Below are 23,791 nucleotides of genomic sequence, written 5' to 3' on the forward strand. Positions count from 1 at the left end.
TTGCTTATTTATTTCTCCGAAACCGATTCGTAAAGTTTTCTCCTTTCCGGGGGCATGGATTTGAGATATTCTTTTGCTTCCTCAGGTGAGACTGCCCTGCGGGTTCCATCGGGTTCCTGTATGACCACGCCACTTTCCGTGAGCATCCTGTATCTTGCTTTTCGGATCTCTTTATCAGGATGGCAGACGAAATGGCAGTTGGAGCAGGTATATTCCATTCTGGATCCTGGAATCAGGCATATAAAAAATCCACCTTTTATCTTCGGTCTTTCAAGGTAAGCTTCTATTGTATCGGGCACTGCAGCAAGGAAATCTCCATCTTTTTCCGGAATCTCAAAGCGTGCCGGAGACCAGGTGGACCATTTCCCGGAAGTATTCAGACCTGTAAGTCCTCCGCAGACAAGGAAGCAACGGCTATTGCTCCTTCTTTTCCCGTAGCTGAACTCTTTCCCTCCGAGGGTTACGGTGACCTTTTCAACCGGATCCACGTATCCGGAAGAGCAGACCGAAAGGCAGAGTTTGCATTCGTCACAGTAGTTTTCTTCTTCCGGAAGGGGGTCTGTCGGGGCAAGTTCAGCATCCGTAACGACCGATGCCAGGACAATTGCAGATCCGTATTCTTTTGTGATAATGTTTCCCGAGTATCCGAAATTTCCTATCCCGGAGCGGACAGCCAGATACCTGTGGGAAATAGGGGGGTTCATGTCCTGCATCCAGTTTTCGGTATCCGTTCGGTAAACGAAATTTGCGGATTGGGGGACAGCTTTGTATCCGTACTGCTGCAGGAACCCTGCCATTTCAAGGGCGATCCCGTTAGCAAGAGTGGTGGTTCGTACCTTATTTGTTTCAAGGGATTCGTGGTCTTCTTTTCTAAAGTACGGGTCAATAAGATTCTGGTCAAAAGCCAGGGCAAAACAGACAGCCGATTTTGCCTCGGGCAGTACGTATGTCAGGTCAGCAGAAGGAGGCCCTCCCGCAAGCGTTTCAGTTGTTGCAATTCCCACTTTGAAAGCTCCAAGAGTTAGAGCCATCTCTTTAAGTTCTTCGGTCAATTCGCTCATTTTCCAGTCCTCCACACAAAAAAGGTTTTAATTTCCGGATTAATTTATGTAAGGTCACTCTTATCTATTTGATCGGCTCTGGAATGACTCTGAGCCTCCAGGTATAGTCCAGTGACCTTTTGCCTTTCAGCAGCCTGTACGAAAACGGTTTTCTGAATTGAGAAACCCCATTCTAAAAAAATGTAAAATATATAAATAAAAGAAAAATTAGTCCGCTTGAGCGAGCGAAGCGAGTGAAACGGACAGCGCACTGCAGAGCCGCAACTCTGCTGGCTCAACTCTGCTGGCTCAACTCTGCTGGCTCAACTCTGCTGGCTCAACTCTGCTGGCTTAACCAGGGTTTTATGCAATCACAACTCCATATTTGGCAAAAACCTGCGCAAATGCCTGTCTCAACTCTTCTGCTACTATTATTGCTTCTTCCGTATCATTGAGGTTTGCAGCGCTCCCTAACTCGGTTATCTTCAGCTCTACGGCCTGCAGGCTGGATTCGTAGTTTTCGTCCGCGCTGGCGGGAGGTTCGGCATTGCTTACGCTTTCCCATTCCGCTTCAAGTTCGGGGATTAGGGCCGCAACTGCAGCAGTATCATTTTCATTTGCATCTCCAATTGCAATTTCCATTGTAGTGTGGAACTCAGTCATGCGGTCTCCCACCAGGTCGATCCCGTTCCTTACGTGAAGTTCAAAGAAAAGGTCCCTCATGGGTTCAAGGGCGGTGTGTGCGGCATCGATGTTATTCTCCAGCAATTTTTCCCGTGAATCTACTGCAATTGCAAGGGCTTCATCAATGGTTTCAGGCCATTGTTCATCATCTGCGTAGACTGCGGGTGGGTTTTCAGCATAGCTTTCACTTACTGCGGTAAGGTCTTCCACAAGGCCGGAAAGGGCTTCTGAAGAGGCATTGTAGTCTTTTTTGCTGGTTGAAACCAGAGCTTTAACATAATTTGAGTTTGCTTTCTGCATCAGGGCATCGAATTCAGCGGTCATTAACTCGCTTTCATTTCCGGAAAACCCCTCTTCGTTCACCTCTTCTCCGGCTTCCGCTTCTTCGATCCCTTCCCCGGTTCCTTCTTCTGTTGCAGGGCTGTCTTCTCCTCCTGAATCAGATGCGCATCCGGCTCCGAAGGTTATAAGGGCAAAGGCAATCACAGCTGCCATCAGTGTTTTTATTTTCATATCTCTCCTCTTCCTCTCAATTTAATATCTTTTCTTCAACTTTCACTTTCTTTTAAGTTCGAAACTTTTTTTTAAACCATTATATTCTTTTGTGCTTACATTCTTATTCATTTTCGTCCACCGTGTTTCACAATCGGAGCTTTCCTGTTTCGAAATGCAGTCGGTATGCCTTAAATATCGCAAACATTCGAAAGTTTAAATATTATCTTCTCTAATTAAGGTGCAAGCATTAATGGAGGACTCTAAGATTAAAGAAGAGATCTGGATTGAAAAATACAGGCCTGTCAGGCTGAACCAGGTGGCAGGGCAGGACGAAACAATCGAACGCCTGAAGTCTTACGTGGCAACTAAAAACCTTCCTCACCTCCTCTTTTCCGGGCCTCCGGGGGTCGGAAAAACAGCCTCTGCAGTTTCGATTGCAAGGGAGATTTTCGGGGAAGATCTATGGAGGGAAAACTTTACCGAACTCAATGCTTCCGATGAAAGGGGCATTGATATCGTCAGAAACAAAATTAAAAACTTTGCAAAAACCGCTCCAATTGGTGGAGCTCCGTTCAAGATCATTTTCCTTGATGAAGCCGATGCTCTAACCGCGGATGCACAGTCAGCACTCCGCAGGACCATGGAAAAGTTCAGCAGCAACTGTCGTTTTATCCTCTCATGCAATTACTCCTCCAAGATCATTGAGCCCATTCAGTCCAGGTGTGCTGTTTACAGGTTCAGGCGGCTTTCCGACGAAGCCATCAAAGAGCGCCTTGAATATATTGCAGGAGACCGGGGTCTGTCCATTACCGAAGGTGGGTATGAAGCTCTGATCTACGTAGCTCAGGGAGACATGCGAAAAGCTGTCAATTCACTTCAGGCGGCCGCCTTCATTGATACGGACAAACCTATTTCCCGGGAAACCATCTACAGGACCACGGCAACTGCGAATCCTGAGGAGATTAAGAACCTTATTGAGACTGCCCTGCGCGGAAACTTCAGGATTGCCCGAAAAGAGCTTAACAGGTTGCTCTATGAAGAAGGTCTTTCCGGCGAAGATATTGTGGGCCAGATCTACAGGGTGGTTTCCGAAATGGACAACCTTATGGTTCTGGACCTCGGGCTAACAGAGAGGGATATTGTCACCCTTGTGGATGTCATAGGGGAGACCGATTTCAGGCTAACTGAAGGAGCCAGCGAGAAAATCCAGCTGGAAGCCCTGCTCGCACATTTTGCTCTTTCAAGAGAAAACTGAGATCTCCGGCATTCCTGAAAAACGGTTTTGTTACAGGCTCTCCATCCGGATCTCTGAATTGAATATGGAAAAGGCAGACTTAAGCAAGCCTTTTTCTGTTAAAAGATTTATAGTTATCACTCCTGATCATTATGTCTGTTGAAAATTTACTGGTAGATATGCTGGGGTCCGTACCCCAATGGCTTGCAGTAATGGTTATAGGAGCCCTTCCGATCTCCGAACTGAGGGGGGCAATCCCCGTTGCCATGGGCATTTACAATATGAAACCTTTTGAGGCTTATTTCTTTTCGGTACTTGGAAACCTTGTTCCGGTGGTTCCTCTTCTGCTTTACCTCGAGCCAGTCTCCGGGTACCTGAGGCGATACCACATCTTCGATGTTTTTTTCACCTGGCTCTTTGCAAGGACCAGGAGAAAGCACACTGAAAACTTTGAAAAATACGGGCTCCTTGCCCTGACCCTCTTCGTTGCCGTGCCTCTGCCGGTTACCGGAGCCTGGACAGGCTGTGCAGCCGCTTTTGTGTTCGGAATCAAGTTCAGACATTCGTTCCCCGCAATCACTGCAGGGGTAATGATAGCAGGAGTTGTTGTAACTGTACTGACGATGATGGGCATAAGCCTGGCTGATCTTCTTTTCGGAGTTTGACCCTGGATCCCGGCTCTTCGAAATCTTCATATACCTTAATAATATCAAATATACCATTCATAAACAAAACAAATATAAATTTCTCTTCATATTTGCAGTCAGGCCTGCTTTTACAGTTTCTTCTACGGTATATTTTCCGTTGTCTGGCAATTCTCTGGAGTTTTTCAAGGTGATTTTTAATGGCAAAGGCAGATAAGAAAAACAAAAAAATAGTTCAGTCCGAAAAGTGTATTGGGTGCGGGATATGCTATTCCGTCTGCCCTGTGAATGCAAAATTAATGAAAAAAGATGATTTTGACCCCGAGACTGCCGAACTTGCAATCCGGATCATCGACGGAGTGGCAATCATCAGTGATGATGTATGCATCCGTTGCGGAGCCTGCTCAAAGATTTGTCCCGTGGAATCTCTTACTCTGGTTGAGCTTGAAACTGCAACCGCTTAATCTTCGGTAAAAATAGGAAATGCTGTTTTTCAGCATTTCGTTTTTTATCTCTTTCAGCGAGGTTCTTATTTCTGAACCGGGATTTCAGAGAACTAGAAACCTTTTTGAACCCTTTTTTCATATTCTTCAGGGATATCGTTTTTTCAGGGGTACCGTTTTAAATTATAGCATTTCTTTTGCCAGCTTTATATCTTCAGCTTTTACTGTTTTTCTGCCCGCATGCTCTGCAAGTTTTATAGCTTCTTTTGAAATCTGAAGCCCATATTCTTCCAGAATCTCCGTAAGGGCCATTCCTGCACTCTCGCTTACTCTGTGGGCACCAGCTGTCCTTATCAGGCGTTCGATTGGTGCAAATGGTATAACTTTTGCCATATTATCCTCCAAGCTTCTTTTTGTTAATATAAATTCCTTCTAATCTCTGATTTTGTAATCGGATTCTATAAATACTTTTGCTTATATCGGAGTTTTCTTTACTTCTTATTCGGGCTTTTACCCTTTTTTTCCCCTCTATTTACTTTGTAAAGCCTATTTACCTCTTTTTTTATTTTTTATTATTTTTATAAGGATTCTCTGATATCCGTGAATTTCCTGGAAATCTTTTGCCTTTTTATTTCTCTAAACTTTTATTTAATTCCTCTCATTTTATTCGCTCCCTCTTTTTCGAAATCTTGATATTGGATTATTCGAATCTAGTCCAGCATGCTCTTACAGGAACTCCTTGGTATAGATGAAGAGATCTACCTTGTAGAAGAAAGTTACACTGTTCAGAGGACTCCTGGGCTTACGCTCCGGTACCTTAACAGTGTTAGAAACTTTCCGGGTGCGGGAAGCATTCGGCTTATAAAGGTCAGAGAGGGGGGACACACGATGGGGTTGATTTTTTTCAATCCTGCCGATGAAGAAGTTCCTGTGGATTTCTGGTCAGTATTTACCGGAGCCCTTGCGTCAGCTCCTCTGAAGGCCGATTTTGAAGCCCTTGCAGACTCTATTCTTGCTTCAAATCCCCCTGAAAAGGATGTCGAGCTTTCTTCCGAAACCTGGCGGGACGCAATAAACGAATATTACTCCTTGATGCTTGTCAGCCGGAATCTCTGTCCTGTTTGTTCGGTCAAACCCGAGTCCTACAAAAGTGTTTTTTCAGAAAATCGTGTAAAAAGAGTCACGGAAATTTTTGAGCTTCTCCGAAAAAAAGGCTATTACCCTGAAGGTCGGCTCCTTGAGGTTTGCTGTGGGAACGGAATGTCTACGCTTGCCCTCTACAGGCTCGGGCTGAACCCTCTGGCCGTAGAAATCAATAAGTGTACTGTCTGCCAGGGGCTTGAGCAGCAGGTTCTGAACCCCCAAAGGACAGTGGTTATGGATGCAACAGCCATTTCAAAATACTTTGAGCCGGGCAGTTTTGATGCGGTAATGGGTTTTATGCTGGGGCTTGTCTACGAATTTAACAAAGGGCTCTGGACCGGCATTATGAGAGAGGCGGTCTCGGTTGCAGCTGATGGGGCTGTCCTGCTTTTCACCGTAAGCAGCAAACCCGAAATTGAAATTCTTGCAGATACCCTCCTTAAGGCAGGGGTCGAGGGAGAGATTGTAGACAACACGGATTCGGAAGGTACTTATGACCAGTGGCTCTTTGTAGGGCGAAAGCAGAAAACTATATCCCCCGAAAATGAGCTTTCTTTTGTTTAATTCTCTTTTTCTTTTCGTTCAGTTCTCTTTTTCTTCCTTTTCCCCTCCTCAGTTCGGGAGTTCTTTATTATTGTGTTCTAATTATTTTTCTGGCCCGGGAGCTTCTTTTGGGAAGAGAATCCCCTAATGTTAACGGCAGCGAAAAGTATTTACTTGTTAACAATGGTATTAATTAAAATATTCTCATTGACGCAGGACACGTTGTGTTTTGCGTGTGTATCATATTAATCCTCTCCTGAGACATCATGCGGTACCGGAGATTCGGTTATCTACGCCGAATTGACCCCCTCTCCACAAATTGCAGGCTGCTGCAATTAACCGCGTTCAGGAGACTAATAATGCTTTGACAGAAACCGTATCAAAAAACAAGTTCCCATATACTCGAAGATCTGAATTAGTCACTCTGGAAGAGTAGCTTTGAGTATCTTTTAATAACCTCTGTTTTTTGATCCGATTTAAGAGGCTCATCCATGCGCGTAAAAATTACTGAAACCGTCCTCCGGGATGCACACCAGTCCCTCCTGGCAACCAGGATGCGGACGAGGGATATGCTTGAAGTGGCTGAACAACTGGACCAGATCGGGTATTTTTCCCTCGAGATGTGGGGAGGTGCCACCTTTGACAGCTCTATTCGCTACCTTAACGAAGACCCCTGGCAGCGCCTCAGGGATCTCAAGAAAAAGATGAATAACACATATGCTCAGATGCTGCTCCGGGGCCAGAACCTTGTAGGGTACAGGCACTATTCGGACGATGTTGTTGAAAAGTTCGTCACCAAAGCTTATGAAAACGGTATTGATATCTTCCGAATTTTTGACGCAGTTAATGATGTCCGGAACATGGAACTTTCAATCAAGGTGGCAAAAGGCCTGGGAGCTCATGTCCAGGGTACGGTCTGCTACACCATAAGCCCGGTACATACCGTAGAAAAATATGTGGAGCTTGCAAAGCAACTTGAGGAACTGGAATGTGATTCTCTCTGCATCAAGGATATGGCAGGGCTTCTCTCTCCCCTTGACGCTACCCAGATTATCAGTGCCATGAAAAAAGAAATATCAATCCCTATTTCTCTCCATTGCCACTGTACTTCGGGAATGGCTCCGATGAGTTATATGGCAGCCTGTGCTGTTGGGGTAGATGTTCTGGACACGGCTCTTTCTCCCCTTGCCTGGGGAACCTCCCAGCCTCCTACCGAGACTGTCGTTGCAGCCCTTAAGGGGACTCCGTATGACACCGGGCTTGACCTTGGAGCCTTTGAAGAGGCTGTGAAGTATTTCAAAGACCTGAAAGAGAAGTACCGCGGGATCCTTGATCCTATTTCCGAACAGATCGACACCAACGTTCTCATCTACCAGATTCCCGGCGGCATGCTCTCCAACCTCGTTTCCCAGTTAAAAGAGCAGAATGCCCTTGACAAGTATTCGGCTGTGCTTGAAGAGATGCCAAGGGTCAGAGAAGAGCTCGGGTATCCGCCTCTAGTTACTCCTACAAGCCAGATTGTAGGCACACAGGCTGTGCTCAACGTGCTTATGGGGGAACGCTACAAGGTCATCCCCAAAGAGGTAAAGGACTATGTGCGCGGGCTCTACGGACGCTCTCCTGCTCCGATCAGCCCTGAGATCATAGGAAAGATTATCGGGGACGAAGAACCGATTCACTGCCGTCCGGCCGATCTTCTCAAGCCTGAGTATGAGAAGAGGAAGAAAGAAGCAGAGGAAAAGGGTATTGCAAAATCCGAAGAAGATATCCTTACCTATATCCTTTACCCGGCAATTGCTCCGAAGTTCCTGAAAGGGGAAATGGAAGAAGAATCTCTGGCAGTTATTCCTCCCACGCCTGCAGCTCCTCCTGAGTACGCAATCCCGACCCACTTCAAGGTTGAGGTGGATGACGAGGTCTATGAGGTCAAGATCGAGCCACTTGGTGGCGTTTCAATTTCGGAAGCAGCCCCTAAAAATCCCAGTGTCGAATCCATTAAAGGCGGGGTTTGCAGTTCGATGCAGGGTATGGTACTTTCCCTGAAGGTGAAGGTGGAAGATGTCGTAAAGGAGGGAGATACCATTGTCGTCATCGAAGCCATGAAGATGGAAAATGCGGTCCATGCTCCCTGTTCAGGCGCTGTTAAGGAAATCTTTGTTGCTGAAGGAGATACGGTTTCTCCCGGGGACATTATCCTGTCAATCGAGTGAATTGAGCGAGGTGGAAGGTATTATGTTCAAAAAAGTACTCGTTGCAAACCGCGGTGAAATTGCAATAAGGGTCATGCGTGCCTGCAGAGAGCTCGGAATTTCCACAGTCGCTGTCTGTTCGGAGGCTGATCAAAATGCCCTTTTTGCCAAGTATGCCGACGAGGCCTATCTGATAGGCCCTGCCCCTTCCAGCCAGAGTTATCTGAACATGGAAGCGATCATCGCAGTTGCAAAAAATACCGGATCCGAGGCAATCCATCCGGGCTACGGTTTCCTTTCCGAAAACCCTGTCTTTGCAAAGCGCTGCGAGGAAGAGGGTATCATCTTTATCGGGCCTCCGAGCCATGTGATTGCTGAAATGGGAAGCAAAATCAGGGCAAGGAACCTGATGATGAAAGCCGGGGTTCCTGTAGTACCGGGCACAAAAGATGCGGTTGAGGACGTAAACGAAGCTCTTGAAATCGCTGAGAAGATAGGTTATCCCGTCCTTATCAAGGCGTCTGCGGGCGGTGGCGGGATAGGGATGAAAGTTGTTCACTGCAGGGAAGAGCTTGCTGCATCCCTTAATTCCACAAGGCAGATGGCAGGTTCGGCTTTCGGAGATTCTTCGGTATTTATTGAAAAATACGTGGAAGAACCCAGGCACATCGAGATTCAGATCCTTGCTGATGCTTCCGGGAATACGGTTTATCTCTCGGACAGGGAATGTTCCATCCAGAGGAGACACCAGAAGCTGATCGAAGAGGCTCCTTCCCCTATCATGACTCCCGAACTCAGGAAGCAGATGGGAGAGGCTGCCGTAAAGGTCGCAAAAGCTATCGGTTATGTGAATGCAGGGACCGTTGAGTTCCTCTACTCTAAAGGCAATTTCTATTTCCTTGAAGTCAATACCCGTCTGCAGGTGGAGCACGGAATCACCGAAATGGTCACAGGGATCGATATCGTGAGGGGACAGCTCAGAATTGCCTGGGGTGAGAATCTCGAGTTTAAGCAGGAAGATATAGTTATTGACGGGCATGCAATCGAATGCAGAATCAATGCTGAAGACCCCTTAAACGACTTTGCTCCGTCTCCGGGAAAGATCAGGAAATACCGTTCGGCGGGAGGTCCCGGAGTAAGGGTGGATAGCGGTGTGCACACCGGGTATACAATCTCCCCTTATTACGACTCCATGATTTCCAAGCTCTGCGTCTGGTCAAGAAAAAGAGAGGATGCTATTGCCAGGATGGAAAGGGCTCTTTACGAATATGTGGTAGTGGGAGTAAAAACCAATATCCCCTTCCATAAAGCCGTCATGAGGAACCCTGCATTCCGCAGGGGAGACCTGACAACCGGGTTCATCGAAGAGCAGAATATCCTTGAGGCTGTGGAAGATGTCGTTAAGGCTGACAGTGAAAAGGGAGCTACTCTGGCTTCGGCCCTGGAGGCAAAGGATAAGAAGGTCGCAGCGATCACGGCTGCCGTACATGCCTATGTTAACATGGCACAGAAAACACAGCGGTGATCCCGCTTATTATTTGGAAATCATTAATGAGAGATTTCCTGATTGTTTGGTATGAACATATGTCTGGACTAAGACAATATATACGGTGGAACGTATACATTTGTATGGGGTGCACGGATGGGAGATAAAAGATCTCGAATTATAAAGGCACTTAAGGATGCACAGAAAACCCCCGTCTCCGGGGAAGAACTGGGGCTCAAGCTTGGGATTTCCAGGACTATGGTATGGAAATACATCAAATCTCTCCAGGCTGACGGATATGAAATCGAATCTTCCCCCAAGAGGGGCTACGTCCTGAAATCCGTGCCTCAACTCCTGTACCCTGATGAGATCCAGATGGGGCTCAAAACAACTCTTCTGGGACAGAAGATCCATTACTTCGAAGAAGTCAGCTCCACTAACAGTGTTGCTAAAGAAATTGCAGCTTCCGAAGAAGAAGGATCTCTTGTTATAGCTGAGATACAGAAGGGAGGCAGGGGCCGTATGGGCAGGGAATGGGTCTCACCCCACGGCGGGATATGGATGTCCGTGATCCTGAAACCCGGGATTCCTCTCAGACATGCCTCAAGGCTGACCCTTGTAGCCGGGCTTGCAGTTGCAAATGTAATCCGCGATATGGGGCTTGATGCTCGCATCAAGTGGCCAAATGATGTCCGCATAAATGGAAAGAAAGTCTGCGGGATCCTTACCGAAGCAAAGGCTGAGGTGGACAGGGTGGACTATGTCATTCTCGGGATAGGAATTAATGTAAACATGGAGTTAAAGGATATTCCCGATTCTTTCCGCGCAGGCTCGACCACGCTGAAAGTCGAGCTTGGAAAGCATATCAGGAGAGTTTCGTTCCTGCAAGATTTCCTCTTTGAACTTGAGCAGCAGTACATAAGGTTCAAGACCCAGCCCTTTTCCCAGATCCTCAATGACTGGCTCGCTCTTTCGGATACCATCGGCAGGGAGGTGAAGGTAACCACCCCTTCCAGGATTATAGAAGGCAAAGCTGTTGGAATTACTCCGGACGGAGCCCTTATAATCAGGAAGGCTGATGATACTAAGGAAGAAATTATTGCAGGTAGATGCATTTATGCGCGTCCCAAATAAACACGGAAGAAAAAGCAGGAAAGGAACAGGTATCCTGCCTGCATTTTTTTTCTCCTTTCTGGTCTTGTTTTCCTTTTCGTTTCTCTTATTTTCAGTCCTTTCTGTCCCGGCCTGTGCAGAGGGGGAGAAACTTCCCATTGTGCTGGTCGACGGTGAGGAGATTTATGTGCAGTCAGGAGACTATCATAATTTCCTTCAGGAATACCGGATTTACGTAAAAGGTGCTAATACCGAAGGCAGCAGGGTCTGGATCGAACTCAGCAGAGAAGGAGTTTTCCTGGAAGACGCTATTGTCAGTGAAGGCGACACTTTTGTATATTCGAATAACTCTACGGAAGTTTTGAACCTCACAGTGGATACTATTTATGCCGGAACGAATGGAGTACTGGTAAGGTTTTCTCCGGTGTATCAGTACCTTAACCCCAAACTTCCCATGCCACAGAACCAGCAGGTTGCTCCTGTCAACAGCTCTGAGAACAACTCTTCTGTATCTCCTGTGCCTGAAGAACACCAGGTAAAAGGTTTTGATATACCCCTTTTTCTTCTGAGCATCGGAGCCGTTTTTCTGGTAACCGGTTTTTTTGCTGAAAGGTATAAGAAAAAGTAATTTTCTTCCGTGCGCTCGGGTTAAGAAGAATTAAATCACAGATCTTTTTGACTCGCAAACCATCTTCGCTATCTTGTGTTGTCTGAAAAATGGTTTCCGGGTTTAAGGATAGCATCTATCTATCTGACTGACAGGCTGCCCTGCTCACGGGACAGCGCAGGGAGAAAAAAGAAAAATTCTTTCTTGGGCCCTGGAAATAGATCAAAAAATTAATCAGGGTCTGCCGAAAAATCTGTTTTAAAACTAAGCTTCTTAAAACTAAGCTTCTTAATACTAAGCCTCTGACTTAATGGGTAGGGGCCGGTTTGAAAGCCAAAACTATCTGTCTAAACAGAAGCTGGTTTTTAATAATGGGAACTGAAGTTTTGAACTGAGTTCCCAGATAATAGGTGAATCGGAGATAGGTTTTTTAAATCCCGGTTTTCTGCAGCTGATTTATTATTCTCTTGCTTCTGCCTTCTCAGTCGTTTGAGAACTTTACATCGCCTTTCTCTATTAGGAGCTTGAGGTCTTCCAGGCTGAGACGGGCATTTTTTTGCAGCTTTTCGCGGGCATCACTGTGCTTCTGGCTTACTTTGTGTTCATCTTTCGTTAGTTGAAGATCTTTAAGCCTATCAAGGTATGAAGAGAGCTCTTTTCGGCTGTCTGCGATATTTTTCTTGAGGGGATCTATTTTTTCTTTAATGGAATTTATGTTGGCAATTTTGTCCGTAAGTTGAGCATGGTACATATTTGCTTCTTTTCGGATTTCGTCTGCCGCTTTGAAGTTTTCGAGCATTTCCAGGTGGCACGCCTGAGATTCGTCCGAAAGTTTCTGAATTTTTTCGTGGAACTCGTCCCCTTCTTTATGAATTCCCTTGGATTCTTTATAGCTCTCCTGAATCTGTGCATGCAGCTCGTTTGCCTTCTTTGCAGCTTCAAGGCGCTGGCTCAGGTCATTTAATTTCTGGAGTATCTTGATTTCCACTGCAAGGGGGAGGTCCTTATTTAAAAAAGCGTCCAGTTCAGCTTCATATGCTCTTGAGAGGGATTCTACACTTCCGTGAGAGCGTTTGTTGCACTCGTCACGCTGTTCCTTGAGGTCCGCAATTCCTGAAAAAAGCTCCTGAGTTTTGGAATTTACGTCGCTTCTTTTTTCCTTGTACTCGCCAATTTGCTTATTAATCTCGTCCCGCTGGTCTCTAAGTGACTGTGCTTTCGCAACCCTTTCCTTTACCTGCTGGTTCAGAGCATCTCTCTTTTCTTTCAATTCGTTGATATCGGTCCTGTTTATTTTCAGTTCCTTAAATATCGAAGCCAATTGCCTTTCGCTTTTTTCTATCCTGCTCCTGAGCTCGTTTACCTTGACCTTGAGCTCCCGTTCATTAAGGTTTGAAAGGTCAGCCGTTGCAGTTTCTGCTGTTGAAACGTCGTTGTTCATGTCCTACCACCCACGTGTTTTCCGAAAATTGTTATACCTTTTGTTTTTCCCAGTAACTCAAGGCTTCTTCGTGGCTTTTTATTTTGCTGCTGAGCCATTTGTGCTGGGGTTTGCTTTTGGAAATTTCACTGTTCTTGCTTCCGTCATCCTCTTCAAGTTGTTTTTCAGACTCTATTATCTCTTTTAACTCCAGATTCGAGTTCCTGGCTTCTTCCGCTCTGGCTCCGGTTTGCTGGATAAGATTTTCTCCGCTTCCCTTTTCCCTGGTGCGTTCCTGCAGGTGTTCCATAAAAGAGTCTATAAGTTTCTGTTCCTCTTCGGGTTCGATCTGTCCTTTGAGTTTTTTAATATCTTCCATTATTTTATCGATAGTTATCGGGTCCAGCTCCGGAAAGAGCTCCTTTTCGAGCAGGCCTTCTACCTGATGGTAGTATTGCTGGCGTTTTTCCTTCAGTACCTCTTTTCGCTCCGCCATCCGGGTTCTGGAGATTCTGGCATTTTTTGCTTCTTCTTCAAACTGGTCCATCTTGCTGTCCAGTTCTTCAAACTCCTTTCGGTATTCTTCCAGAAATCTTCTGTGTTTTTCCACAACCCCGGAAATCAGTTCTCCTTCTGTCAGCATTCTGACCCCGGCTTCTTCTATATTTCCGCTCACAGTATCACGATTTTGCAATTTTATTTATTATATCTTTTATTTTTACCCGGCTCCGGAAAGCCGGCCCGGAAACTTAAGCCGGGAATTGCCATATACCACTAGCCGTTAATACAATTCAGCATTATAGGGTTTTTCAAACTCTGAATACCTGGGCATGTGGTACGCAGTCGATCATAATTACGGAGTCAGGATCGATAAATCCGCACTTTATGGCGCATTTAATTGTTTTTTCCCCGAAGAGATTTGCAGTCGTAGCTTCTTCCAGAGCCTTCTGAAGCTCTTCTTCTGAGGCAAGCTCCTCTCCGTAGAAAGCCCTGTTGATCTCTACGACGGTGTTACCATGTTTCAGGTTTTTTCCGAGCACTTCCTTATCACAGGCTGCAATAAGCACGTGCCCTCCATTTTTATAGATTTTTAGATACATATTTTCCCTTTTTAAATACTATTTGCCCTTTTAGTATTTACAGCTTAACCATCATTATTTTGTTTATGGGTAGGCGGCTCTTGCCTTTGGAAATTTCTGGTATCGGACACTTCTCTCAGGTTTGTAATATCTGCCGTTTTTTGAATCAATTAATTAGCCTGATATGGTTCTGGTCCGGAGAAAGAATGTCCCCTCTCTGCTTCATTTTCTTTATATATTCTTCGGCATGTCCTCTGTCTATCCCGTTTTCGTTTTCCGCCTCTGCGTAAACTTCTTCAAGAGGGGCTTTTCCGCCAGGGTGTTTCTCACAGACCTTTTTTATTATGTCTTTGAGGAGTTTTATTTTATTTCTCTGGCTCATGCTTGTGCCCGAAGCAAGGATGTCTGCATCGAGGGCTCCGGTTTCCGGATCGACACCTACGTTTTTAAGGCAGTTCATGGTAATTCTTATAGTCCGTTTTGCATCTTCCAGGGTGACCACGTTGCTCAGGCGGATTCTTGCACTGGCTTCCGAGAGGCGGACAAGAGCCTCAAGCTGCCTTGCAGTCACGGGTACGGGTGTATTCTTGCCTTCTCCGCTTTTCCTGAGGCCTGTATAGAAATCGATAAGGTGCTGCCTTGCATCTTCTTCCATCACAGGATACACATTTTTTCGTGCGTATGCGACGTACTTCCGCATAACTTCTGCCTGGATTACAGGCTCGATAACTTCCAGTTCCGCATCAACAAAATCTTCCGTGACCTTGGAACCCGGAAGCTTCAACCTCTGTTCGGAGAGTTCCCCCGCATAATGCGACTGAAGGATATGGTTTGCAATCCTGCTGTCCAGGGCATGGTTCGGGGTGTCGAGCAAAACGAAGATAAGGTCGAAGCGGGAAAGCAGGGCCGGAGGCATGCTGATCTGCTCTGCAAGCCCTTCATACCTGTCAAAACGGCCATACTTGGGGTTTGCAGCTCCCAGGAGAGCACATCGAGACTTCAGGGTTGCAATTATCCCGGCTTTGGCTACGCTTATGGTTTGCTGTTCCATTGCTTCGTGCAGGGCACTTTTGTCCTCTGTCTTCATCTTGTCCATTTCGTCAACTGCAGCAATTCCCATGTCAGCCATCACAAGGGCTCCGCCTTCTATAGTCCACCGGCCGTCATTCATGTCGTCCTTTACGGCAGCTGCGGTCAAACCGCTTGCAGATGCGCTTCGCCCTGAAGCAAAGACCCCTCTTGGGGAAAGCTTAACCACATAACGCAGCAGCTGACTTTTTGCAATACCGGGGTCACCTACAAGCATCATATGGATGTCGCCTCTGATCCTCGCTCCGTCAGGAAGGTTCTTCACAACTCCTGAAAAGAGCTGGAGGGCAAGGGCTTCTTTGATATCTTCATATCCGTAGATCGAGGGGGCAATGGACCCTATAATTTTTTCATAGATTGCCGGGTCGCGGGAAAGTTCAAGGATCTGTTCCTCGTCTTCGGGAGTTATTTCAAGTTCGTCAAAATCTTTGTCCAGGCGTTCGATGGAATTTGCTTCCAGCACCAGGTCGTAAAAAGTGGATTTTCCGTCTTTGAGGGCTCGCTGCCTTGACTTCAGGATTCCGTTAATTATAACGCGGTCTCCGGGAGTGATATTTCCTGTGAGGTCGTCTTCGGTATCCACTTCCAGGCTCTGCGGCTGCGACCCCCCTTTCAGGTTTTCCGGGGACTCCTGGATCTGGAGTTTTTGAGCGTCGATAAAGGTGGAATCTTCAATTGAAACCTTAAAAGGCCCTTTTTTTCCGCAGGTTTCCTCTTCACAGCCTGCAAAGGGCTCTTCGAATTTGAAACTGTTCTGCTCGACAATGGTAAGGTGCCCGCACCTTAAGCACTGGAAGGCGGCTTTAGTAATCCTTGGCCTGACCTCCGTGGCTTTCCTGATCATGCCTTCGATTGCAACAAAGCGGGAGAGGTGTTTGCTTCTCAGTTCCCTGATAGGGATCCTGTTAGGGATTTTTATGACTCTCACATGTGCCTGCTCAAGGCTCTTTTCTACAGGCAGGTCAATTTCTTTCAGGGCGGCTTCTGCTGCAAATATAAGCTCCCCGGGGTGCTCAAGCAACTCCTTAGAAAGCTCCCTGTCAAACTTTTCCATATCGGTGAAATCCACCTCAAGGCTTCGCTGGTCAGGATATTCGTTTGCAAGCTGGAGGATTTCATTCCAGTAATAGTCTTTAAAGAACTTTTTTAGCTTCTCGCCCCACTTGCTTTCTGTTTCGGTCATGGCATTCTCAAAAATATTTGGGTTTATGTAAAATTTTCATTTGTGATCCGGTTAAAAGTGACCCCAAAAAGAGTTAAAAAACGTACAATAAATTCTGATGTAAAACAGGTTTATTATCATATGAACTTTTCTGTACTTTCCGAATCTTCGATTTTTTGCAGGTTTTCGGCTTCTACTGAAAATCCCATTTTTCTCTCTGTTTTCCGGATTATCCCCCTCAGGGTCTGGACCTCTCTCGGGGTCAACCCGGCCCTTCCGAATATCCTCCTCAGCATCAGGGAAGTCTTGTCTTTTTTGTGAACCGGGTAGTCTATTTCCTCAAGTAATTCGTCCAGGTGCCCGTACAGGAGCTGCAGGTCAAAGCCTTCTGCAAGCGGGTTGTTTCCTCCATCAAGTTCCGAAAGCTCGTACAGCACAATTGAAACCGCATGAGATAGGTTCATAATCGGGTAGATCTCGGAGGTCGGGACCGTAATGAGCATGTCAAAACTTTTAAGTTCGTCATTGCTAAAGCCGTTGTCTTCACGCCCGAAGAGGACTGCAATAGTGCCGCTGTATTCTTTGATTTTTTCTTTGAATTCCCTTGCCGGATAAAGGGGGAGACGGATATGTTCTCCTGCCTTCAGGCTTGAGACTCCTGTTGTCCCGACGAGCAGGTCCGCCCCTTGCACGGCTTCTTCAAGGGTTGAGGTAATTCTTGCCCCTTCGAGCACGTCCCTTGCGTGGGAAGCCATTGCTCTTGCCTGTCCCTCAAGTTCACAGGGATTTACCAGAACCAGGTCCGAATATCCGAAGTTTTTCATTGCTCTTGCAACCGATCCCACATTTCCCTGATACATGGGTTCTACAAGCACTACGCGAATCTCAAGTGACAAATTTCTCAATCCCTAATGCATTTTTTATTACTTAAAATCAGTTTTCAAGGGTGATTGCATCTTCCATACAGACAGTAACACACATTCTGCAGCCCAGACAGTAGGAGGGGTCTTTCAAGACACAGACTTTTCTCCCGTCTTTTTTCTCTATAGAGTAAATCCTAGGCCCTTTAGGACAAGCAGCTTTGCATTTTCCACAGCCTGTACATTTCTCTTCATCAATATAGATTTTCATACTGGCTATTTTCCATTTATTATATAGTTTATCATACTGGATTTTTCATTTATTATTATCTTTTTATTTTTATTCTTTGCCAGTTGGAATCTTTTTAAACTTTAAGTATTGCACAGAACCCCTGTTTATATCTCCTGCTCATTTTTCTTGCTTATATCTCCTTTTCTTGAATTTTCAGGGATAAAATACTCCCGGTGAGTTATATCTGCCAGAACAGGGAAGAAAGCTTAGATTCAAAAGCCTTTCATGCGTTTAATTTATAAATAAGGCTATTTTAAGGATAAATGGTGATTAAATGGATCTTGACATGATTCTGAAAGATACCTTTAGAGGAGAGACTACCGAGGTTGGATGGTACCTGGCAATGTCCAAAGTTGCTGAACAGGAGGGGCTTGCAGATGTTGCAGTTTATCTCCGTCAGATTGCAATGGACGAAGCCTGGCATGCCACCGAAGTTGCTGAAATTCTGGGGCTTGTGAAAGGCACAACAATTGAAAACCTTGAGATGATGCTTGAAGGGGAAAGCAAAGCCGAGGTCGAAAAAGCCGAAGCTGCAGTACTTGCCCGGAAAGAAGGCAATACCAGAGCTGCTCTTTTCTTCGAGAGGGCGTCCCTTGATGAAGCCAGGCACAAAGCAGGGCTCAAGGGCTTTCTGGAAAGGATAAAAAAGCAGCAGTAAAAACTATTAACGGATCTACTGATCCGTACAACCATATTCATTATCCTAAACCTGTCCTTTCCCGCTAGACGCAGGAAAGCGTTTTTTCCCAAAAGACAAAAAAGAGAGCGTAGAAAAGAGCTAAAAGCCATCAAGTAAAAACGACTGGTGGCGCCTGTAAGAAACTGACATCTAAAAGTGACCTACGGAACCGACAAATCTTTTTTTGTTTTATCTTCTTTTTTGCAGGCTGCCAGACAAGCTGGCGGAGGTGTTTGTATTTCTCTGTGATTTTTAATGAGGTTTCCAAGGTCGATTCAACTGATTAATCCGGAGCCAGCTGCGCATTTGCTCCGAAAATTGAATTCACTCCATTAAACAGGTCTTTGCGGCACATAGAATTTATATTGTTTCGAGCAATATATTATCTGGTCTGGTCCTCTCTTTTACGGGTCCAGAAGTTCGATCTCTCTAATCCGGAAGGGTGCCGGATTATCGAGGTTCTATGGTTATGAAGGGGGTCTAATTTCCTGGAGTTAAAACAGGTTTCCATATCCGTTTCTGTATGGAGCAAAGCTATTGTTCGGGAACTTTACTGTTCATTAAGCTTAGTTTTTGCTCTGATGTCCGGACATCAGGCTCCGGATAAGTGAGAATTAGATCCTGAAACAAACTTGAAACTATCATCTGGAGAGTGTAAAAATATGACAAAAGAATATGTTAAAGGCGACCTTCCTGAGAAGGCTGCAATCCTGCAAAGAGATGGAGAAACCTATGCAATTGCTCCCCACATCCCCGGTGGGATCATATATCCGGAGACCCTGAGAAAGATTGCAGACATTTCAGAAAAATATGGGGCTGCAGCTCTGAAAGTTACATCGGCCCAGAGGATTGCGATTGTAGGCCTCAAGGAAGAAGACCTGGATGCAGCCTGGGGTGAACTGGGCATGAGTCCGGGAGCTGCCATCGGCCTCTGTGTCCGGAGTATAAAAATCTGCCCAGGGACTACGTTTTGTAAGAGGGGAAAACAGGATTCAGTCGGACTTGGCCTGAAGCTCGACAAAAAATACCATGGAATGCAGCTTCCCTCCAAATTCAAAATGGCTGTTTCGGGTTGTCCGAATTCCTGTTCCGAAACGAGCATAAAGGACTTAGGTATCATGGGGACGGCAAAAGGCTATAATCTGACTGTTGGAGGAAGTGCAGGGCCGAGTCCGAGACTTGGGGATTTAGTGGCGAAGGGCCTTTCCGAGGAGCAGGTGCTGGACCTTGTTGAAAAGATAATTAATTTTTACAAAGGCTACGGGAAGCCTAAAAGGCTCGGAAAAGTTATAGACGAAATCGGGCTTGAGAAATTCAAAGAAGAGGTCGGGCTGTAAACAGATCAGGCTGTAAACAGGTCGGGCTGTAAACAGATCAGGCTGTAAACAGGTCGGGCTGTAAACAGATCTACATCTAAGTTGATAAGAGTTAAGCAAAATAATACTGGATATTTTTCAGAGCAAAAGGGACTTCCAGGTATTTATGGAAATCTCATCTGGATTTCCCTTTTCCCAGATTTTTTCAACCGCTATTTATTGCATTTTCTCGATCCTAATTACTCTGTTTTTTCGAGTCCTTTTTTCTTTTTCAGCAATTTTCTTTCTTCTTGAAGTCCTTTTTTCCATTTTCAGCAGGAATAATTTCAGAACGGAACTTTATAATTCCCTTATTATAATTTTCCTTCTTTCTCCCGGATTTTCTTTTTCTCACCCTGCCAGACTTCTTAAATTTTTCCCCTGTTTTCGCGTCTCTTGCGAGCTTTTCGATGGATTGCATGTTAAAGATAATGTTTAAATATAATAGATACAAAGACTAACAGACTATTCAAACCTTATACAGACAGTTGCTACGGTTCCTGCTCTGTCTTTACTGTTATTGATATTCTGTAGTATTAACGATACTTCTTTAGCAGTATCAGTTCTCAGTTTTTACCCATATATAGGAGGAATAAACTATTAGCAGTGAGATGGCATATTTCTCTGGGCTCACGGATGCACTCCGACTGACGTTTGTCCAGATAATGATACTTAGCACAATAGCCATTGTGGTTTTCTTATACGGTATGATCCTTAACTTCCAGAAATGGGGAGCAGGGGTGACAGGCTATGCCCTTGAGCCTCAGGCAGGAAGTAAGGGAAGCGCGATCAGATTTTTAAAGACCTGGTGGGAACAGGTAGTAGAGGAATCTCACCACGGACACGGAAAGCCTATCCTGGAGATTCTAATCCTCGACATTTTGTTCCAGAGAAGAATCCTTAAGAGGAGCCCTCTTCGCTGGTTCATGCACTTCACGATTTTTGCAGGCTGGATGTCTCTGTTTGCCCTTTCCGGGCTCATGTTCGCAGTCGAAATGATCGAAAAATTCGGAATCGAACTCCCGTTTACCCCCGCCGAATTCAGGGATTTCCTCGCCATCCCGAACTATATCTTTGGATACATCCTGCTTATCGGAGTCCTCATTGCATTAGTCAGGAGAATTGTTGTCTCGGATGTAAGGGAAGCTTCCATCATGTATGACTGGATCCTTATCGGAGGAGTCTTTTTAGTCACTATTTCCGGGTTTGTCGCCGATGGTATCAGGACCGGAATTATCTGGGGCTTTGGACTTGATCCTGCCACAGCACCACCGGCAGCTCTCTTCCACTCCGTTATTTCCCTGTTCTTCTGTATCGCATACATCCCGTATAGCAAGTACATACACGTAATCGCCACCCCGCTTGCAATCCTTGCAAACAAGGGAGGAGAATAAAATGGCAAAAAAAGCTCCATCTATTGACACCAAAAACCTTACAGGAGTCCAGCTCATGGAGCTCGACTCCTGTACCCGCTGTGGTGAATGTGTAAAATGGTGTCCAACGTATGCAGCTTCCGGCCAGAAGCCCGGGTTAGCACCCAGGGACAAAATCCTGCGCTGGAGGCAGTACATGAACAAATCCTACGGGCTTAAAGCAAAAATCTTTGGCCCGACGGAAATCCCCCAGTCCGAACTTGAAGAATTCAAAGACGATGTGCACGGCTGTACAACCTGCGGCATTTGTGGAACTGTCTGTGAGTCCGGGATCAATACTGTGGAACTCTGGGAAGCCCTCCGTGCAAACCTTGTAAAGCAGGGAATCGGACCTTACGGGAAACAGAGCATGTTCCCCAAACTGGTCAACCAGTACAACAACCCCTACCTGGCAGCTCCTGAAGACCGTCTGAAATGGATTCCTGACGACGTCAAGATCGCAGAGAAAGCAAATATTCTCTATTTCGGTGGCTGTACTGCTGAACTCAGGCAGACCAAGCTGGCTGTTGCAACAGCCCGCGTCCTTAACAAACTGGGCATAGAATTCACTATGCTCGGGGAAGAAGAATGGTGCTGCGGTTCAGCTATGATCAGGACCGGACAGGCACATATAGAAGACATTGCCCGCAGGGTTGCAGCGCACAATGTGGAAGCCATTAAAGCTAAAGGTGCAACAAAAGTCCTTTATGCCTGTGCCGGTTGCTTCCGTGCATCAAAAGTAGATTGGCCAAGGCAGATCGGGGAAGAACTTCCTTTCGAAGTGGTTCATATCACCGAGTTCCTGGCAGACCTTATTAAGAAAGACAAAATTAAGTGGGAAAAGTCCATTGACAAGACTGTGACCTACCACGACCCCTGCCACCTTGGTCGCCACGTAGGCGTATACGATGCCCCCAGGTATGTGCTTGAACATATCCCTGGTGTCAAATTCGTTGAAATGGGTAGAGTTAAAGAATTCCAGCGCTGCTGTGGAGCCGGTGGCGGTGTGAAAGCAGGTATTCCGGACCTTGCGCTCGGAGTTGCAGAGTCCCGTGTAGAAGATGCTCTTGCAACCAATGCAGACATTCTCTCAAGTGCCTGCCCGTTCTGTAAGAGAAATCTCCAGGATGGAACAGCTTCCCTTAAGGATAAGAACACTCCCGGAGCAGAGAAGCTTGAAGTCGAGGACATTATCGTCCTTGTAGCAGAAGCTCTTGGACTTGAGGTTATAGGAGAATAAACCCGCTGGGTTAATTTTTCCTTTTTTCTTTTTTGGGCCCCGCGTAGAGTAATCCGAAAAAGAATGAAAGCTGGTTTTCCAGCTTTTTTCACTTCTCTTTTTTCCTATACCGTATTTTACTGTCTTATAGCAAGGTTTAAATACCGATACTTTCTTCCCCTTTCATATGCAGATTCCCTACGAATTTCTTGGAAAAATCTTCATCTTTATGCTGCTTCTGGCTCTTTTGGGCACCGGGCTTGCCCTTCTGATAGGGGCTTATTCGTTTAAAAAGCACAGAATCATTTTTCCGGACTTCGTATTATTCACATTGTATCTTTTCTATTCTCCTGCAAAATGGATCTGCAGAGTTTTCCGGATAAGGGACACCCTTGTTGATGATATACTGATTGATGTCCGGAATGCTGTTATGTATGATGATTTCATTAATGTAAAGGAGGGAAGAATTTTGCTTCTCCCGCAATGTCTGCGCCATCCCAGTTGTAAGGCTAGGTGTGATCCTGTTTATGGTTATGAGTGCAAGCGATGCGGGCTTTGCGATATTGCAAAACTCTGCGACGCTGCTGACAGGTGCAATTTTAAAGTTTTCGTCGTTCCGGGGGGGAGTTTTGTTAAAAAGATTTTCAAAGAATACAGGCCAGGGGCCTGTCTGGGGGTTGCCTGTTATAACGAACTTTCTGAGAACATGCAGGCTGTTTCATTTGTCCCTGTCCAGGGGGTTCTTCTCCTCAAGGATGGCTGCTTCAATACGGAAGCAAATGTAGAGGGAATAATCCATAAAATGGAGATGTGCAATGTATAACCTTATCGGGCGTGTTCTTTTTATCTCAATGCTGGTGTCCTTTATCCTTTCAGGGATAGCTCTGCTTGTCAGCCGGTGGAGCCTTACACGCAGTGTCTATCTTGCAGGTTTTTTTGCAGATGTACTCGACTTCTTTTATCTGCCTCTTAGACAGATCTTTCTCAAGTTTTCGGATACTCGTGTTCTGGACAAGTGGATGGCATCTCTAAAAAACCGGGCTCATAAATCTGCTTTTGCAAAAACGAAAAAAAGGATCATCCTGGTTCCCCATTGCATGCGCAGCCTCGACTGCCCTGCCCACTCTACCCAGACAGGAATCCAGTGCAAGTCCTGCGGAAAATGTGTCTTTACCCAGTTAAAAAAGGATGCTGAAAAATACGGGTATAAGGTGTTTATCCTCACAGGCTCATCATATGTGAAGAATATCCTTAAAATGGAAGCTGCAGACGGGGTTCTTCTAATTGCCTGCGACTATGAAATCAACAAAGTCATGAGGGCTCTCAAAGGCAAAAAAGTGACTACCTATGGAGTTCCCATGGAAAACGATGGATGTTTCGGGACCGTAGTGGATTACCAGAATGTGCTTGGTGTTTTTGAAGATTTTAAAAGTTTTCCCTCGGTTTGAAGTAAGTATCAATATTTTCTGCCGATTTGTCTCATTTTTTTACTCTTTTCCCACTTCTTCTCTTTTTCTTTATTCAATCGTAATTTTGAATTAATATCAACACTTTAAATTAGCTCTTGATCGAATATAAGTGAAGTCCGGATTATTTCAGGACA

The 23,791-nt window shown here is 45.7% G+C and carries 24 protein-coding genes; 14 read left to right on the forward strand and 10 right to left on the reverse strand.

Features of this window, described 5'->3' with window-relative positions:
- Window positions 1–8 precede the first annotated feature (8 nt).
- Both MSSIT_RS03130 and MSSIT_RS03135 read right to left on the reverse strand, forming a co-directional pair.
- Window positions 9–1,061 (reverse strand): epoxyqueuosine reductase, encoded by a 1,053-nt coding sequence (locus MSSIT_RS03130; RefSeq protein ID WP_048169928.1) that lies wholly within the window; start codon window positions 1,059–1,061, stop codon window positions 9–11.
- Window positions 1,062–1,403: 342 nt separating this feature from the next.
- Window positions 1,404–2,237 (reverse strand): hypothetical protein, encoded by an 834-nt coding sequence (locus MSSIT_RS03135; protein WP_048169930.1) that lies wholly within the window; start codon window positions 2,235–2,237, stop codon window positions 1,404–1,406.
- A 232-nt stretch (window positions 2,238–2,469) separates the two neighbouring features.
- Between MSSIT_RS03135 and MSSIT_RS03140 the strand changes: the two genes are divergently transcribed.
- The 3 genes from MSSIT_RS03140 (at window position 2,470) to MSSIT_RS03150 (ending at window position 4,561) form a co-directional block, all read left to right on the forward strand.
- Window positions 2,470–3,474, forward strand: a complete 1,005-nt coding sequence (locus MSSIT_RS03140; protein ID WP_048169931.1) for a replication factor C small subunit — start codon at window positions 2,470–2,472, stop codon at window positions 3,472–3,474.
- A 131-nt stretch (window positions 3,475–3,605) separates the two neighbouring features.
- On the forward strand, window positions 3,606–4,118 hold the full coding sequence (locus MSSIT_RS03145; protein ID WP_048169932.1) for a COG2426 family protein: 513 nt from the start codon (window positions 3,606–3,608) through the stop codon (window positions 4,116–4,118).
- Window positions 4,119–4,297: 179 nt separating this feature from the next.
- Window positions 4,298–4,561, forward strand: coding sequence for a 4Fe-4S binding protein (locus MSSIT_RS03150; RefSeq protein WP_048169933.1), 264 nt, complete (start codon window positions 4,298–4,300; stop codon window positions 4,559–4,561).
- Window positions 4,562–4,723: 162 nt separating this feature from the next.
- On the opposite strand, the gene MSSIT_RS03155 is transcribed toward MSSIT_RS03150, so the two are convergent.
- Window positions 4,724–4,945 (reverse strand): histone family protein, encoded by a 222-nt coding sequence (locus tag MSSIT_RS03155; RefSeq protein WP_226990742.1) that lies wholly within the window; start codon window positions 4,943–4,945, stop codon window positions 4,724–4,726.
- 315 nt (window positions 4,946–5,260) lie between these two features.
- Here MSSIT_RS03155 and MSSIT_RS03160 point away from each other — a divergent pair, with 315 nt between their 5' ends.
- From MSSIT_RS03160 to MSSIT_RS03180, 5 genes are all read left to right on the forward strand, one after another.
- The gene (locus tag MSSIT_RS03160) at window positions 5,261–6,247 is read left to right on the forward strand and encodes a class I SAM-dependent methyltransferase (RefSeq protein ID WP_048169934.1); all 987 of its coding nucleotides are present in this window, start codon (window positions 5,261–5,263) and stop codon (window positions 6,245–6,247) included.
- A gap of 470 nt (window positions 6,248–6,717) precedes the next feature.
- Window positions 6,718–8,436 carry a sodium-extruding oxaloacetate decarboxylase subunit alpha gene (gene oadA / locus MSSIT_RS03165; protein WP_048169936.1) on the forward strand — a complete coding sequence of 573 codons (1,719 nt, stop codon included), beginning with the start codon at window positions 6,718–6,720 and terminating at the stop codon, window positions 8,434–8,436.
- A gap of 22 nt (window positions 8,437–8,458) precedes the next feature.
- Complete coding sequence (locus MSSIT_RS03170) at window positions 8,459–9,940, forward strand: acetyl-CoA carboxylase biotin carboxylase subunit (protein ID WP_048174474.1); 1,482 nt, start codon at window positions 8,459–8,461, stop codon at window positions 9,938–9,940.
- Between the two features lie 117 nt (window positions 9,941–10,057).
- On the forward strand, window positions 10,058–11,035 hold the full coding sequence (locus MSSIT_RS03175; RefSeq protein ID WP_048169938.1) for a biotin--[acetyl-CoA-carboxylase] ligase: 978 nt from the start codon (window positions 10,058–10,060) through the stop codon (window positions 11,033–11,035).
- A complete protein-coding gene (locus MSSIT_RS03180; protein ID WP_048169940.1) occupies window positions 11,019–11,642 on the forward strand; it encodes an S-layer protein domain-containing protein in 624 nt (207 codons plus the stop codon). The genes MSSIT_RS03175 and MSSIT_RS03180 overlap by 17 nt, the downstream gene beginning before the upstream one ends.
- A gap of 460 nt (window positions 11,643–12,102) precedes the next feature.
- Here the strand turns inward: MSSIT_RS03180 and MSSIT_RS03185 are convergent, their stop codons facing one another.
- From MSSIT_RS03185 to MSSIT_RS03210, 6 genes are all read right to left on the reverse strand, one after another.
- Window positions 12,103–13,062, reverse strand: coding sequence for a coiled-coil protein (locus MSSIT_RS03185; RefSeq protein WP_048169941.1), 960 nt, complete (start codon window positions 13,060–13,062; stop codon window positions 12,103–12,105).
- Between the two features lie 31 nt (window positions 13,063–13,093).
- Complete coding sequence (locus MSSIT_RS03190) at window positions 13,094–13,717, reverse strand: hypothetical protein (protein WP_048174475.1); 624 nt, start codon at window positions 13,715–13,717, stop codon at window positions 13,094–13,096.
- A 133-nt stretch (window positions 13,718–13,850) separates the two neighbouring features.
- The gene (locus MSSIT_RS03195; protein WP_048169944.1) at window positions 13,851–14,141 is read right to left on the reverse strand and encodes a DUF424 domain-containing protein; all 291 of its coding nucleotides are present in this window, start codon (window positions 14,139–14,141) and stop codon (window positions 13,851–13,853) included.
- 145 nt (window positions 14,142–14,286) lie between these two features.
- Window positions 14,287–16,392 (reverse strand): minichromosome maintenance protein MCM, encoded by a 2,106-nt coding sequence (locus MSSIT_RS03200; RefSeq protein WP_048169947.1) that lies wholly within the window; start codon window positions 16,390–16,392, stop codon window positions 14,287–14,289.
- A 116-nt stretch (window positions 16,393–16,508) separates the two neighbouring features.
- On the reverse strand, window positions 16,509–17,267 hold the full coding sequence (locus MSSIT_RS03205) for an RNA methyltransferase (protein ID WP_048169949.1): 759 nt from the start codon (window positions 17,265–17,267) through the stop codon (window positions 16,509–16,511).
- Between the two features lie 37 nt (window positions 17,268–17,304).
- The gene (locus MSSIT_RS03210) at window positions 17,305–17,502 is read right to left on the reverse strand and encodes an ATP-binding protein (protein WP_048169951.1); all 198 of its coding nucleotides are present in this window, start codon (window positions 17,500–17,502) and stop codon (window positions 17,305–17,307) included.
- A 295-nt stretch (window positions 17,503–17,797) separates the two neighbouring features.
- Here MSSIT_RS03210 and MSSIT_RS03215 point away from each other — a divergent pair, with 295 nt between their 5' ends.
- Both MSSIT_RS03215 and MSSIT_RS03220 read left to right on the forward strand, forming a co-directional pair.
- Window positions 17,798–18,181, forward strand: a complete 384-nt coding sequence (locus MSSIT_RS03215) for a ferritin-like domain-containing protein (RefSeq protein WP_048169953.1) — start codon at window positions 17,798–17,800, stop codon at window positions 18,179–18,181.
- A 683-nt stretch (window positions 18,182–18,864) separates the two neighbouring features.
- Window positions 18,865–19,539, forward strand: a complete 675-nt coding sequence (locus MSSIT_RS03220) for a nitrite/sulfite reductase domain-containing protein (protein ID WP_048169955.1) — start codon at window positions 18,865–18,867, stop codon at window positions 19,537–19,539.
- A 250-nt stretch (window positions 19,540–19,789) separates the two neighbouring features.
- Here the strand turns inward: MSSIT_RS03220 and MSSIT_RS22810 are convergent, their stop codons facing one another.
- Window positions 19,790–19,978, reverse strand: a complete 189-nt coding sequence (locus tag MSSIT_RS22810; protein WP_156158779.1) for a hypothetical protein — start codon at window positions 19,976–19,978, stop codon at window positions 19,790–19,792.
- Between the two features lie 190 nt (window positions 19,979–20,168).
- Here MSSIT_RS22810 and hdrE point away from each other — a divergent pair, with 190 nt between their 5' ends.
- The 4 genes from hdrE (at window position 20,169) to MSSIT_RS03245 (ending at window position 23,636) form a co-directional block, all read left to right on the forward strand.
- Window positions 20,169–20,951 carry a dihydromethanophenazine:CoB--CoM heterodisulfide reductase subunit HdrE gene (gene hdrE / locus MSSIT_RS03230; RefSeq protein ID WP_048169958.1) on the forward strand — a complete coding sequence of 261 codons (783 nt, stop codon included), beginning with the start codon at window positions 20,169–20,171 and terminating at the stop codon, window positions 20,949–20,951.
- Between the two features lies 1 nt (window position 20,952).
- Window positions 20,953–22,209 (forward strand): dihydromethanophenazine:CoB--CoM heterodisulfide reductase subunit HdrD, encoded by a 1,257-nt coding sequence (gene hdrD / locus MSSIT_RS03235; protein ID WP_048169960.1) that lies wholly within the window; start codon window positions 20,953–20,955, stop codon window positions 22,207–22,209.
- A gap of 166 nt (window positions 22,210–22,375) precedes the next feature.
- Window positions 22,376–23,011, forward strand: coding sequence for a DUF116 domain-containing protein (locus MSSIT_RS03240; RefSeq protein WP_048169962.1), 636 nt, complete (start codon window positions 22,376–22,378; stop codon window positions 23,009–23,011).
- Window positions 23,004–23,636 carry a DUF116 domain-containing protein gene (locus tag MSSIT_RS03245; protein ID WP_048169964.1) on the forward strand — a complete coding sequence of 211 codons (633 nt, stop codon included), beginning with the start codon at window positions 23,004–23,006 and terminating at the stop codon, window positions 23,634–23,636. The genes MSSIT_RS03240 and MSSIT_RS03245 overlap by 8 nt, the downstream gene beginning before the upstream one ends.
- Window positions 23,637–23,791: the final 155 nt, after the last annotated feature.

It is taken from the genome of Methanosarcina siciliae T4/M (assembly GCF_000970085.1).
Lineage (GTDB): Archaea > Halobacteriota > Methanosarcinia > Methanosarcinales > Methanosarcinaceae > Methanosarcina > Methanosarcina siciliae.